The organism is Actinomadura luzonensis, from assembly GCF_022664455.2.
Lineage (GTDB): Bacteria > Actinomycetota > Actinomycetes > Streptosporangiales > Streptosporangiaceae > Nonomuraea > Nonomuraea luzonensis.
The window spans coordinates 346,297-358,467 of record NZ_JAKRKC020000003.1 but is presented as its reverse complement, the minus strand read 5'-3'; the positions used below and the strand labels follow the sequence as shown (position 1 = coordinate 358,467).

General features: G+C 73.3%; 12 protein-coding genes. 5 read left to right on the top strand and 7 right to left on the bottom strand.

All coding sequences use genetic code 11. The annotated features are described in order from the left end of the window. The first annotated feature begins 69 nt into the window (after positions 1-69). Both purE and MF672_RS46690 read left to right on the top strand, forming a co-directional pair. Positions 70-546 (top strand): 5-(carboxyamino)imidazole ribonucleotide mutase, encoded by a 477-nt coding sequence (purE, locus tag MF672_RS46695; RefSeq protein ID WP_242375639.1) that lies wholly within the window; start codon positions 70-72, stop codon positions 544-546. Positions 547-578: 32 nt separating this feature from the next. After that, the gene (locus MF672_RS46690) at positions 579-1,463 is read left to right on the top strand and encodes a GNAT family N-acetyltransferase (RefSeq protein ID WP_242375602.1); all 885 of its coding nucleotides are present in this window, start codon (positions 579-581) and stop codon (positions 1,461-1,463) included. Here the strand turns inward: MF672_RS46690 and MF672_RS46685 are convergent. Then, the gene (locus MF672_RS46685; RefSeq protein ID WP_302893407.1) at positions 1,460-2,773 is read right to left on the bottom strand and encodes a UDP-glucose dehydrogenase family protein; all 1,314 of its coding nucleotides are present in this window, start codon (positions 2,771-2,773) and stop codon (positions 1,460-1,462) included. The two genes, MF672_RS46690 and MF672_RS46685, sit on opposite strands and share 4 nt — an antisense overlap. A gap of 155 nt (positions 2,774-2,928) precedes the next feature. Here MF672_RS46685 and MF672_RS46680 point away from each other — a divergent pair, with 155 nt between their 5' ends. Further along, positions 2,929-4,092: an acyl-CoA dehydrogenase family protein gene (locus tag MF672_RS46680; RefSeq protein ID WP_242375600.1), complete on the top strand. Its 1,164-nt coding sequence runs from the start codon at positions 2,929-2,931 to the stop codon at positions 4,090-4,092. A gap of 467 nt (positions 4,093-4,559) precedes the next feature. On the opposite strand, the gene MF672_RS46675 is transcribed toward MF672_RS46680, so the two are convergent. Beyond that, positions 4,560-5,333 carry a MerR family transcriptional regulator gene (locus tag MF672_RS46675; protein ID WP_242375599.1) on the bottom strand — a complete coding sequence of 258 codons (774 nt, stop codon included), beginning with the start codon at positions 5,331-5,333 and terminating at the stop codon, positions 4,560-4,562. A gap of 201 nt (positions 5,334-5,534) precedes the next feature. On the opposite strand from MF672_RS46675, the gene MF672_RS46670 reads away from it, so the two are divergent. Further along, positions 5,535-6,773: a serine hydrolase domain-containing protein gene (locus MF672_RS46670; protein ID WP_242375598.1), complete on the top strand. Its 1,239-nt coding sequence runs from the start codon at positions 5,535-5,537 to the stop codon at positions 6,771-6,773. A gap of 4 nt (positions 6,774-6,777) precedes the next feature. Here the strand turns inward: MF672_RS46670 and MF672_RS46665 are convergent, their stop codons facing one another. From MF672_RS46665 to MF672_RS46650, 4 genes are all read right to left on the bottom strand, one after another. Further along, entirely contained in the window at positions 6,778-7,332 is a 555-nt protein-coding gene (locus MF672_RS46665) for a VOC family protein (RefSeq protein ID WP_242375597.1), read from the bottom strand. 33 nt (positions 7,333-7,365) lie between these two features. Next, positions 7,366-8,331: a helix-turn-helix transcriptional regulator gene (locus MF672_RS46660; protein WP_242375596.1), complete on the bottom strand. Its 966-nt coding sequence runs from the start codon at positions 8,329-8,331 to the stop codon at positions 7,366-7,368. 71 nt (positions 8,332-8,402) lie between these two features. Further along, complete coding sequence (locus MF672_RS46655; RefSeq protein ID WP_242375595.1) at positions 8,403-8,834, bottom strand: GvpU-like protein; 432 nt, start codon at positions 8,832-8,834, stop codon at positions 8,403-8,405. A 20-nt stretch (positions 8,835-8,854) separates the two neighbouring features. Next, positions 8,855-9,703 carry a GNAT family N-acetyltransferase gene (locus MF672_RS46650; RefSeq protein ID WP_242375594.1) on the bottom strand — a complete coding sequence of 283 codons (849 nt, stop codon included), beginning with the start codon at positions 9,701-9,703 and terminating at the stop codon, positions 8,855-8,857. Between the two features lie 95 nt (positions 9,704-9,798). Between MF672_RS46650 and MF672_RS46645 the strand changes: the two genes are divergently transcribed. After that, positions 9,799-11,352, top strand: a complete 1,554-nt coding sequence (locus MF672_RS46645) for a serine/threonine-protein kinase (protein ID WP_242375593.1) — start codon at positions 9,799-9,801, stop codon at positions 11,350-11,352. Here MF672_RS46645 and MF672_RS46640 read toward each other — a convergent pair whose 3' ends face one another. Next, positions 11,353-11,787 (bottom strand): hypothetical protein, encoded by a 435-nt coding sequence (locus tag MF672_RS46640; RefSeq protein WP_242375592.1) that lies wholly within the window; start codon positions 11,785-11,787, stop codon positions 11,353-11,355. Between the last annotated feature and the right edge of the window lie 384 nt (positions 11,788-12,171).

Below are 12,171 nucleotides of genomic sequence, written 5' to 3'. Positions count from 1 at the left end.
AACCATCGGACACAGCATCGTGATCGTCACGTTGCCGACGAAGGAGGCAGCGTGACGATCGGCATTGTCATGGGGTCGGATTCCGACTGGCCGGTGATGAAGGCGGCGGCCGAGGCGGTCGCCGAGTTCGGGGTGCCGTTCGAGGCCGACGTGGTCTCCGCGCACCGCATGCCCACCGAGATGATCGACTACGGCCGGCAGGCCGCGTCCCGGGGCGTCCAGGTGATCATCGCGGGCGCCGGCGGGGCCGCGCACCTGCCCGGCATGCTGGCCTCCGTCACGCCGCTGCCGGTCATCGGGGTGCCGGTGCCGCTGAAGTACCTCGACGGCATGGACTCCCTGCTGTCCATCGTCCAGATGCCGGCCGGGGTGCCGGTGGCGACGGTCGCGGTGGGCGGTGCCCGCAACGCGGGGCTGCTGGCCGTCCGCATCCTCGCCGCCGCCGACCCCGTGCTGCGCGGGCGCATGGAGGAGTTCCAGCTCCGGCTGAAGGAGCAGGCGTACGAGAAGGGCGAGCGCCTGCGGGCCGAGGCCAAGCACCTGTAGCGGCGTTCCCCGGCGGCGGCTATCGTGCCGGGATGGACGCCGTGATCAGGGCGCACGCCGCCCGCGTCCGGGCCGCCGATCCGCTGGTCGCGGGCCAGGACGAGCTGCGGGGCAAGGACCGGCTGGAGACGCGCGACGCCGTCGGCCTGGCCACCGTCGAGCGGATCGACCCCGGCAGCATGCGGGCCTCCTGGTCGCCGCTCGTCGTGCACCGCCTCCAGGCCCGCGTCGCCGGGCCGTCGCCGGAGGCCGCGCTCGGCGCGCTGCTCGACCGGTGGCTCGCCGGGCTGCGGCTGGACGAGCCGGGCCAGGCGCTCACCGTGACCTGGCCCAGCCGCGACGTCGCGCCCCTGCGCGCGCTCGCGGCCCGCAACTTCGCGCCCGTGGTGGCGCAGGCCGTGCGCGCCGGGATCGCCGGGACGTCGCAGGGCGCCGGCGTCCGCCGGGTCACGCCGGACGACCTGGAGACCCTGGCCCGCCTGTACGAGCGCCTGATCGCCTACGACGCGCACTTCGGCTGGGTGGCGGTGCGGGCCTCGACCGCCTCCCGGCTGCGGGCGTTCCTGGCCTCGGAGGTCATGCCCACGGAGTGGTGCTGGCTGGCCGAGGACGCCGACGGCACGCCGCTGGGCTGCGTGCTCGTGCAGCCGCCCGCGCACTGCGGCTGGATCGCCTCCAGCGTGGACGCCTCGCCGCTGGCGTACCTGAGCGTCCTCTACGTGGACCCGGCGGCGCGCGGGCGGGGCGTCGGGGCGCTGCTCGCCGACGTGGCGCACGGGTACGCGGCGGCGCAGGGCGTGCGGGTCATGCTGCTCCACCACGCCCTGCCGAACCCGCTCTCGACCCCGTTCTGGTCGCGCCGCGGCTACCGGCCGCTGTTCACCCAGTGGGTGCGCCACCTCGGGGCGCGGTTCTAAGGCCGGCCCAGCGCGCGGTAGTGCCAGCCCGCCGAGCGCCAGGTCTCGGCGTCCAGCGCGTTGCGCCCGTCGACGATGCGCCGCGTCGCGACGACCCCGCCGAGCCGCTCGGGGTCGAGCTCCACGAACTCCTGCCATTCCGTGAGCAGCAGCACCACATGCGCCCCGCGGACGGCCTCGACGGCCGACTCGCCGTAGCTCAGCTCGGGATGCGCCTTGCGGGCGTTGTCGAGCGCGATCGGGTCGTAGACGGTGACCCGGCCGCCCTGGTGCCCGATCGTCACGGCCACGTCGAGGGCGGGGGAGTCGCGGATGTCGTCGGAGTCCGGTTTGAACGCCGCTCCCAGCACGCCCACCACGCATCCGTGGAAGGAGCCGCCGGCCAGCTCTCTCGCCAGGTCGACCATGCGGGCGCGGCGGCGCATGTTGATGGCGTCCACCTCGCGCAGGAACGTCAGCGCCTGGTCGGCCCCCAGCTCCCCGGCCCGCGCCATGAACGCCCGGATGTCCTTGGGCAGGCAGCCGCCACCGAAGCCCAGGCCGGCGTTGAGGTAGCGCCCGCCGATGCGGTCGTCGTACGACAGCGCCTCCGACAGCTTCTGCACGTCGGCGTGGGCCGCCTCGCAGACCTCGGCCATGGCGTTGATGAAGGAGATCTTGGTGGCCAGGAAGGCGTTGGCGGCGGTCTTGACCAGCTCGGCGGTCGCGAAGTCCGACACCACGATCGGGACGTCGCCGAGCGGCTCGTACACCTCGCGCAGCACCTTCTCGGCCCGCTCGCTGCGCACGCCGAAGACGATGCGGTCGGGACGCAGGGTGTCCTGGACCGCGTGCCCCTCGCGCAGGAACTCCGGGTTCCAGGCCAGCTCGGCCTGCACCCCGGCGGGGGCCAGCCGGGCGAGCTTGTCGGCCAGGCGCTCGGCGGTGCCCACGGGGACGGTGGACTTGCCGACGACCAGGCACTCGCGGTCGAGGAGCGGGGCCAGGGTCTCGACGGCGGCGTCCATGTAGGAGACGTCGGCGGCGTACTCGCCGCGCTTCTGCGGGGTGCCGACGCAGATGAAGTGCACGTCGCCGAAGGCGGCGACCTCCTCGTAGGAGGTGGTGAAGCGGAGGCGGCCGGCGTCGAGGCCGCGCCGCAGCACGGGTTCGAGGCCGGGCTCGTGGATGGGGAGCTCGCCGTCGTTCAGCCGCCGCACCTTGTCGGCGTCGACGTCGAGGCCGAGGACGTCGAATCCGAGGTCCGCCATGCAGGCAGCATGCGTGATCCCGAGGTATCCGGTCCCGATCACCGTGAGGCGATATGGCACTAGAGGGCTCCTTTCATCGCGCACGCATGCTATCGGCCCCCGCTATCTCCTACGTGCCACCTGCACCTGGGCGCAAACCGTACCGGCGGGCAAGAGGTGCGACGCGATCCGTACCGGCTGGTAACAAGTTGCTCGGACGTCCTAGTATCTGAGGTATGAGCTTCCCTCTGTACGCGCCGGCCGAAGAGCACGACATGCTCCGCGAGACGGTCCGCGCCCTGGCCGACGAGAAGATCGCCCCGCACGCCGCGGAGGCCGACGAGACCGAGGAGTTCTCCTGGGACGTCTACAAGGCCCTGGTGGCGGCCGACCTGCACGCCGTCCACGTGCCCGAGCAGTACGGAGGCGCCGGGGCCGACGCCCTCGCGACCGTGATCGTCATCGAAGAGGTGGCGCGGGCCTGCGCGTCGTCCTCGCTCATCCCGGCGGTCAACAAGCTCGGCACCGTCCCGCTGCTCCTGTCCGCCTCGGAGGAGCTCAAGGCGCGCTACCTCGCGCCGGTGGCGAGGGGGGAGGCCATGTTCTCGTACGCGCTGTCGGAGCCGGAGGCGGGCTCCGACGCCGCGTCCATGAAGACCCGGGCCGTCGCCGACGGTGACTCCTACGTCCTCAACGGCACCAAGATGTGGATCACCAACGCCGGCGTCTCCGAGTACTACACCGTGATGGCCGTCACCGACCCTGCCGCCGGCGCCCGGGGCATCTCCGCCTTCGTCGTGGAGAAGTCCGACGAAGGCGTCTCCTTCGGCCCGAAGGAGAAGAAGCTCGGCATCAAAGGCTCGCCCACCCGGCAGGTGATCCTGGACAACGTCCGCATCCCGGCCGACCGCATGATCGGCGCGCCCGGCACCGGCTTCAAGACCGCCCTCGCCACCCTCGACCACACCCGCGTCACCATCGCGGCCCAGGCCCTCGGCATCGCCCAGGGCGCCCTCGACTACGCGGTCGGCTACGTCAAGGAACGGCAGCAGTTCGGCCGCCCGGTCGCCGACTTCCAGGGCGTGCAGTTCATGCTCGCCGACATGGCGATGAAGCTGGAGGCGGCGCGGCAGCTCACGTACCACGCGGCGGCCAAGTCCGAGCGCGCCATGGCCGGCGAACCCCAGAAGGACCTCACCTTCCTGTCCAGCGCCGCCAAGTGCGCCGCCTCGGACGCGGCCATGGAGATCACCGTGGACGCGGTGCAGCTGCTGGGCGGGTACGGGTACACGAAGGATTTCCCGGTGGAGCGGATGATGCGCGACGCCAAGATCACCCAGATCTACGAGGGCACCAACCAGATCCAGCGTATGGTGATGGCCCGGCAGCTCCTGAAGTAAGGCGAGGTCTTCGCGGGGGGCGCTGCGCGCGGGAAGCTCAGGCAGCGCACATCGGGAGCACGGCTCCCCAAGCCCCCAGTCCAAAGGCGAGGTCCTTCCGTGGGGGCGCTTCGCGCCATGGGGCTCAGGCTGTGACATTGGGGGGCGCAGCCCCCCAAACCCCCAGCTCACAAGCCGCTCTCGCCCATGCGTAACGCCTGAACGCGCCTCGGCTATCACGCAGAGCCATGGCCCGCCGGTTGTTGAAGTAGACGTTGACGCGCTGAAACCCGGCTCTCCTGACGTGGTGAGCCGGGTCCGCTGAAACACTGGCTGATCTTCGGTGTCCGTCTGTTCCGGCCCTGTTCCGCGATCTTGAACTTCTTGTTGTCGGAACTGCAGCACACACTTGCCAGCGCAGTGCTCCTGGAGGGCGCTCGGGCAACCTCTCGGCCCATCGTCGGATCTGGAGGTGCGGTGGGCGGTCGTCACTGGCGGGGGACGTTGACGCCGGCCGCGCGCAGGTGTGCCTCCAGCAGGGCGTTCAGGCGGGCGAGGGACGGCTCCTCCTCGCGGTGGTGGTTGACCAGGCCGTAGCGGGTGGCGGCGTCGGGCTGGTGGAGGAAGGCGGGGGGCAGGGCCAGGGTCGTGGGGTCGGTGAGGAGTTTGCCGGCCAGGGCGGCGGCCAGGTCGTCGATGCGGGGGTCGTCCGGGGGCCAGGAGCGGGCGGCGAGGGCGCGTTTGGTCAGCTCGACGAGGTCGGGGTCGGCGAGTGAGCGTTCGAGCTGGGTCAGGAAGGTGTCGAGGAGCGCGGGGATGAGGGCCCGGGTCAGGACCAGGGCCTCGCGTTGGGCGGACACGTAGTCGGGGTCGAAGCCCAGGTCGGCGAGGCGGTCCAGGACGGCGCAGGCGCGGTCGGGGAGCAGGACGCGGTCGCCGTGGGCGAGGCGGTGCAGGGTGGCGCGGCGGGCGGTCAGGTCGTCGATGGTGGCGGTGAGGCGGCGGTGGACGTCGTCCAGGGCGGCGGTGAACTGTTCGGGGTCGGCGTCGAGCAGGTCGCCGATCTCGGCCAGCGGCACGCCGGCCCCGGCCAGGGTGCGGACCTGGACCAGGCGGAGCAGGTCGGCGGAGCGGTAGCGGCGGTAGCCGGAGCTGTCCCGTTCCGGCTCGGTGACCAGGCCGAGCCGGTGGTAGTGCCGGATGGTCTTGATGGTGACGCCGGCGAACGCCGCCGCCTGGCCGATCGTGAGCCCGGACGTCATCGGTTCACCACCTCTTCCAGTCGGGTCGGGTCGAAGGTATTGGGGCGAGGGTAGCGGGGCTGGTCGGGTGGTGGGTTGACCTTGACCTAAGGGCAGGGTGGAGGGTCGTCGCATCGCCACCCCGGAGGTGCGGGCAGCGTCCGACAGGGGCTGTCGCTTCGCGGGGTGAGGCGCCGACACCAAGCCAAGGGATGAGAAATCATGGTGGGTACGGTTAAGGGCGGTTTCTCCGCGACCGGGTTGCGGAGGCTGCGCGCGGTGCTGGCGCGGCATGTCGAGTCAGGGAAGATCCCGGGGCTGGTCGCGCTGGTCAGCCGGGGCAGCGGCGAGACGTACGTCGAGGCGGTCGGGACGATGCGGCACGACGGCGGCCCGCCGATGCGCCGGGACACCATCTTCCGGATGGCGTCCACGTCCAACCCGGTCACGATGGCGGCGGCCATGGTGCTGCTGGACGAGTGCCGGCTGCGGCTGGACGACCCGGTGGACCCGTGGCTGCCCGAGCTGGCCGGCCGCCGGGTGCTGCGGCGGCCCGACGGCCCGCTGGACGACACCGTCCCGGCCCGGCGGCCGATCACCGTACGGGATCTGCTGACCTCGACGTTCGGGCTCGGGGTGGACTTCGCGTCGCTGGACGCCCCGATCAGGGCCGCGACGTTCGAGCGGACCGACTACAGCGTGGCGTCCGGGCCGGCGCCCGACCCGGACGAGTGGATGCGCCGTCTCGGCGAGCTGCCGCTGTCCTGCCAGCCGGGCGAGCGGTGGCAGTACGACCTCAGCAACGAGGTGGTCGGCGTGCTCGTCGCCCGGGTCGCGGGCCGGCCGCTGGAGGCGTTCCTGCGCGAACGCGTCCTCGACCCGCTGGGGATGGAGGACACCGCCTTCCACGTGCCCGCCGGCAAGATCGACCGGCTGCCGCCCCTGTACGGGCCCGACCCGCGGACCGGCGAGTTCCTGGTGTGGGACGAGGCCGAGGGCGGCAGGTCCAGCCGGCCGCCGGCCTTCCAGGGCGCGGGCGGCGGGCTGGTGTCCACGGCCGACGACTACCACGCCTACTTCCGCATGCTGCTCAACGGCGGCCTGCACGACGGGCGGCGCATCCTGTCGCGGCCCGCGGTCGAGCTGATGACCACCAACCGGCTCACCCCTGAGCAGCAGGCCGCCAGGGACGCCATGTACCGGGACATCGCTCACGTGTCGGGCGGTCAGGGGTTGCAGGGCGGCTGGGGCTTCGGGATGGCGGTGCGCACCCGCCGCGGCGACTACGCCTCCGTCGGCCAGTTCGGCTGGGACGGCGGCACCGGCACCAGCGTGTACGCCGACCCGGGCAAGCAGCTCACCGGGGTCCTGCTCACCCAGGTCGGGATGTCCACCCCGGACTCGATGCGGCTCATCAACGACTTCTGGACCACGCTCTACCAGGCCGTCGACGACGACTGACCATTCACGATCCGTGCGGGTCGCGGGGGTCGCGGGGGAAGATCTCGGTCTCGGGGCGCTGCATGTACGCCATCGCCGCGGTGAACGCCGGGTCGCTGTAGCGGCGTTCCAGCTCCTCGGGGGTGACGTCCTCGATGCGGGTCTGGATCCACCAGACGTTGCCGAACGGGTCGCGTACCCGGCCGACCAGGTCGCCGAAGGCGAGGTGGGTGACCTCCGAGACGGAGACGCCGCCCGACTCGACGGCGCGGCGGTGCACCGCGCGGGCGTCCTCGACGTAGAGGCGGAGGAAGGCGGGCGTCGGGGGCCAGCTCGGGTCGCCGTCGAAGAGCATCACGATCGCGTCGCCGATGCGGACCTCGGCGTGCCCGATCCGGCCGCGGGCGTCGGTCACGCGGCCCAGCTCCTCGGCGCCGAACGCCTCCTTCAGGTAGTCGATCACGGCGGCCGTGTCGCGGGAGATGATCCACGGCGTGACGGTCGTGTAGCCGTCGGGGATGGGTTTGACGTCGGACATGCCGGGTGGCTCCTCGAAGCGGTGGAAGAGGTGTGCGGTCACCGACACTAGGAGCCGAGTAGGGCGGGTTCTGTCCTACACGGCACGCAGGGTTCTGGCGGCCAGCTCGCGCAGGTACGCGATGAGTTCGGGCGGTTCGTGCACCTCGAACTCGCAGCCGAGCGTGACCAGCCGGAACGCCAGCCACTCCAGCGTGTCGGCCTGCCCGGACAACCGGCAGCTGCCGGCGTCGACCGGCTCCAGCTCGCCCGCCGCGTCGCCGAGGCGGCGGGCCACCCACTCGGCCGGGGCGCGCAGGGTGGCGACGGCGCGGTAGGTGGGGGCCGTCGAGTACAGCCGGGCGGTGACGAAGGCCGCGGCGTCCTCGGCCGGCGGCGTCCTCGGCGTCACCCGCACCCCCGTCGGGCGGGGCTCGCGCACCCGCTCCACGCGGAAGATCCGCCAGTCGTCCCTTTCGTTGTCGAACGCCAGCAGGTACCACCGTCTGCCCACGGTGACCAGCCGGTACGGCTCCACCAGCCGCCGGCTGGCGACGCCGTCGCCGGACTCGTAGGCGAAGCGCAGCCGCTCGTGACCGGCCGCGGCGGCGGCGATCACGGTCAGGACCTCAGGGTCGATGGCCGGCCCAGAGAACGGGCCGGAGAACGGGGAGGGGGGCTCGGTCGCGGCGTCCAGCGCGCCGACCCGGTGCCGCAGGCGGGCGGGCAGCACCTGCCGCAGCTTGGCCATCGCCCGGACGGACGCCTCGCCGATGCCCGCGACGGGATGCCGGGTCACCGTACGCAGGCCGACCGCGATGGCCACGGCCTCCTCGTCGTCGAGCAGCAGCGGCGGCATGGCGGTGCCCGCCGTGAGCCGGTAGCCGCCGTCGCCGCCCATCGTGGCGTGCACCGGGTAGCCGAGGTCGCGCAGCCGTTCGATGTCGCGGCGGATCGTCCGCGGGGTGACCTCCAGGCGCGCCGCGAGTTCGCTGCCGGGCCACAGGCGGGGGATCTGGAGCAGGGACAGCAGGCTCAGCAGGCGTGCGGAGGTGCCGGACATGTCATCCAGGATGCCGGGTGGCGCGGCGGCCCCGGTGCGTCCAGCGGGTGCTGTCACCCCCGGCGGAAGCCTCAGCGCCTGGGCGAGCCCAGCATCCAGCTGTGGACGTCCTCTCGCCGGCCCCTCCAGAGCGGCACGTACCACGAGTCCCGCAGGCCGACCGGGATGAAGGCGTCCTTCAGGTGCACGAAGCGGTCGGCGGACGACGGCCCGCGGTCGTGCTCGGCGAGCTGCGCCCGCAGGTCGGTGAGGTACGGCTGCACCCACGGGGGCGCGACCGGCCCGGACGGGCTGTACATGGCGACGTGCTCCGGGAACTGCTGGAAGAACAGGCGTCTCCACGCCTCGTAGGTGATCAGCGATCCGGAGATCGGGCCCGCGCCGGCGAACAGGGTCACCCCGATGGACCCGTCCGGGCCCATCCGGGTGACGGCCTCGGTGAGGTGGTCGAGGAACGGGTCCGCGCACGGCTCGTTACCGGGACTGCCGGGCTCGGTGGTCATGAGGGCCAGTATGCCTGGGGTCAGGCGTCCGGACGGCAGTGGTCGCGGATCTCGGGGAGCGGCTGGAAGCCGGCCGCGCGGTAGGTGGCGACGGCGCCGGCGTTGGAGCTCGGGGTGCAGACGGTCGCGCTGGACGCGCCCAGCTCGCGGAGCGCGGCCGCCGCGGCGAGGACGATCGCCGTGCCGTGGCCCTGGCCGCGGTGTTCGCGGTGCACGCCCATCGGTTCGAGCAGGCCGGGCCTGCCGGGGCCGATCGACCACACCGTCACCGCCGCCACCGGCTCGTCCCGGTCGTCGTGGGCGACCAGGCAGCGGGCGCCGGCGTACGGCGGCCCGGCGGCCATCGCGTGCCAGCGCTCGTCGGTGAACGTCGACCCGTCGAACGAGGCCCGCTGCAGCGCTGCGCGCACGTGCGCCCGCTCCGGGCCGATCACCTCGATCCGCCGGCCGGGGTCCGGCACCGGCTCGGCGAGGTCGCGGCGCAGCGGCGTCCACGGCTCGCCGGGGCGCCAGCCGTCCTCGGCCAGCAGCTTCTCGACCCGTGGGCACATGGACGCGTCGACGTCCGTCTCGGCCCCGGCCAGGATGTCGGCGGCGAGCCGCCGCGTCAGCTCCTCGTCGTCGCGGGCGTCCGGGGCGAGCGCCAGGCGCAGCAGACCGGGCCCGTCCAGCAGGCCGACGGCGAGGACGCGGCCGTCGCGGCTCCAGGTGCGGACCGCCGCGGCCGTCTCCGCCGCGCCGTTGCGCCAGAACCAGCCCAGATCTCCCGGGTGGAGCTGCGGCGGGATGCCGTCGTGCTGCCAGGCGCGCAGGACGTCCGCGACCTCGGCCAGGCCGCCGGCGTCCGGCTGGGACAAGATGATCGTCACACCGCCGATCACACACCAGCGCGCGGGCGGCCCGCACCTGGTTTTCGTAAGATCGCTGCGAGTTGCGATGATCCGGCGAACGGACGGGAGCCCCGATGAGCGACCCTGGCGGCTTCGGGCCCCTGGAGATGGACGGGCGCGAGGCGATCGGGCCGTACCGGATCGTGGGCCGGATGGGCGCCGGCGGCATGGGGGTGGTCCACGCCGGGGTCGCGGAGGACGGGACCCGGGTCGCGGTCAAGGTCATCCATCCGGGGCTGGCCGCCGATCCGCAGTTCCTCGCCCGGTTCGTCCGGGAGGTCGAGCTGCTGTCGCGGGTGCGGGGGCGGTGCGTGGTGTCGGTGCTGGCGTCCGACACCGGGGCGATGCCGCCCTGGCTGGCCACGGAGTTCGTCCCGGGGCCGACGCTCAGCGCGTACGTGCGGGACCAGGCGCCGCTGGAGGCGGCGGAGCTGCTGGCGTTCGGCGTGGACATCGCGGAGGCGCTCACCGACATCCACCGGGCCGGCATCGTGCACCGCGACCTCAAGCCGGGCAACGTGATCCTGTCCGGCACCGGGGCCAAGGTGCTGGACTTCGGGATCGCGCGGGCGCTCGACGAGAGCGGGCTCACCGGCACCGGGGCGCTGATCGGGACGCCCGGCTGGATCAGCCCCGAGCAGTACCGGGGCGACCCGGCGGACGCCGCCGCCGACGTGTTCGCCTGGGGCGCGCTCATGGCGTACGCGGCCACCGGGCGGCCGCCCTTCGGGATCGGGGCTCCCGATGTCATTGCTTATCGGGTCATGAGCGTCGAGCCGGATTTATCCGAGGTGCCGGGCAGAGTGCGCGAGCTGGTACGCGGCGCCCTCGCCAAGGACCGCGCGGCCCGGCCCCGGGCGGACGAGGTGCTCGCCAGGATCAGCGCGCTCAGGGCGGGCGGGGAGAGCGAGCCGGACACCGAGGTCATCGCCGGCGACACGAAGGTCGAGACCGGCCCGGGGCCCGTGCCTGGCACCCGTGTGCTGCCACCGCCACCACCGCCGCCGCCGTCACCGCCGGTCCGCGGCAAGCGCCCGCTGTGGCCGGCGGCGGCGGTCGTCACGGTGGTCGTGGCCGCCGGGGCGGTGTTCGCGGCCAACCTGGACGGGACGTGGGCGGCGTTCCGGAGCCCGAGCAGCACGCCGACCTCGTCGTACGAGGAGAGCCAGGACCCGGACACCAGCGAGACCCCCGAGGAGACGCCCACCGAGAGCGACACCCCCGAGGAAGAGCCGACCACGGAGGAGCCGACCACGGAGGAGCCAACCACGGAGGAGCCGCCCGAAAAGGAGACTCCCACCCCGAAGAAGACGCGCACCCGCCGCGCCGCCCCCGCCGTCCCCTGCGTGTCGAAGGGCTCGATCCTCCAGGAGGCCGCCGCGCTGAACGGCGGCGGGCTGCCGGGCGACGCCGTGGTCGCCCGCAAGCTGTGCGTGGGCTGGTGGATCGCCGCCGAGATCGACTCCCCGAGCGTCGGCGGCATCGCCCTGATCGCGACGCGCGACGCCACCCGCTACACGGACGGCGCCATCGGCAGCAACTTCTGCTCCCTGGCGAACCGGCCCGCCCTCCTGGCGCGGGCCCCGGCCCGGGTCAGGTCGTTCCTCTGCCCGGACGGCATCCACTGATCAGGCGGGCCGGATCTGGACGCAGCGGGGCAGGTCCGCGATGCCGCCGCCCTCGGGGATCATGCCCCAGAGGAACGGGACCAGGTAGCGGGGTGGTTCGCCCAGGAGCTCGGTGAGCTCGTCCTCCGTGAGGGTCAGCCGGAAAGCGCCCGAGGAGGTGCCGGCGGGGTCCCAGCCCTGGCCGAGGGCGCGCCGGACGCAGGAGGCGACGAGCGCGGGCCGGACGACGATCGTCCTGGCCTCCAGGCCGTTGTCCGGGCGGGCGCAGGGCAGCGACACCAGCAGGGGACGCCCCGCCCCAGAGGCCGCCTCCACCGCGAACGTCAGCGCCCGCCACGCCCGGCCGTCGCGCCGGGTCGGCTTGGGGCGGACGCGCCAGCGGTAGACGGCGCCGTCGACGGTGATGAGCCGCGAGCCCTTGCCGGGCATCGCCATGGGACCGCCTCCAGAAGTGTTCCGACCCTGACCGGTGGGAGCCTACCGCGCCGCTCGTCCGGCGCTGGCGAGCGCAGCCCGGCAGGTGGACCTGCTGGACGTCCTCGGGCAGGGACACCTCTGCCGGGCCGGTCCGCCCGGTGCCGAGGCCGACGCGGTAGCGGCCCGGCCGGTAGCCGTACGCGGAGTTCACCCGGTCAGGCCCGAGGAACGGGCCCGGCGTCGAGCCGGTTCACCGTCGGAGGCGCCGGCGGCCGCCCGCCGGCGCGCGGAAACAGGCCGCGGTTAATCCGGCGATCGTCAGCCGAGGATGGTAAGGCAGAGCCGCGGCCAATCGTCCGGCAATGCGCGGCGCTCCCGAATTCGACCCGCGTGCCGGAAAAG

What these genes read in the sequence shown, in the direction of transcription:
- MF672_RS46640 (WP_242375592.1), bottom strand. Translation starts at nt 11,787, where the DNA reads ATGGCGATGCCCGGCAAGGGCTCGCGGCTCATCACCGTCGACGGCGCC.
- MF672_RS46660 (WP_242375596.1), bottom strand. Translation starts at nt 8,331, where the DNA reads ATGTCCGGCACCTCCGCACGCCTGCTGAGCCTGCTGTCCCTGCTCCAG.
- MF672_RS46670 (WP_242375598.1), top strand. Translation starts at nt 5,535, where the DNA reads ATGGTGGGTACGGTTAAGGGCGGTTTCTCCGCGACCGGGTTGCGGAGG.
- MF672_RS46645 (WP_242375593.1), top strand. Translation starts at nt 9,799, where the DNA reads ATGAGCGACCCTGGCGGCTTCGGGCCCCTGGAGATGGACGGGCGCGAG.
- purE (WP_242375639.1), top strand. Translation starts at nt 70, where the DNA reads ATGGGGTCGGATTCCGACTGGCCGGTGATGAAGGCGGCGGCCGAGGCG.
- MF672_RS46675 (WP_242375599.1), bottom strand. Translation starts at nt 5,333, where the DNA reads ATGACGTCCGGGCTCACGATCGGCCAGGCGGCGGCGTTCGCCGGCGTC.
- MF672_RS46680 (WP_242375600.1), top strand. Translation starts at nt 2,929, where the DNA reads ATGAGCTTCCCTCTGTACGCGCCGGCCGAAGAGCACGACATGCTCCGC.
- MF672_RS46690 (WP_242375602.1), top strand. Translation starts at nt 579, where the DNA reads ATGGACGCCGTGATCAGGGCGCACGCCGCCCGCGTCCGGGCCGCCGAT.
- MF672_RS46655 (WP_242375595.1), bottom strand. Translation starts at nt 8,834, where the DNA reads ATGACCACCGAGCCCGGCAGTCCCGGTAACGAGCCGTGCGCGGACCCG.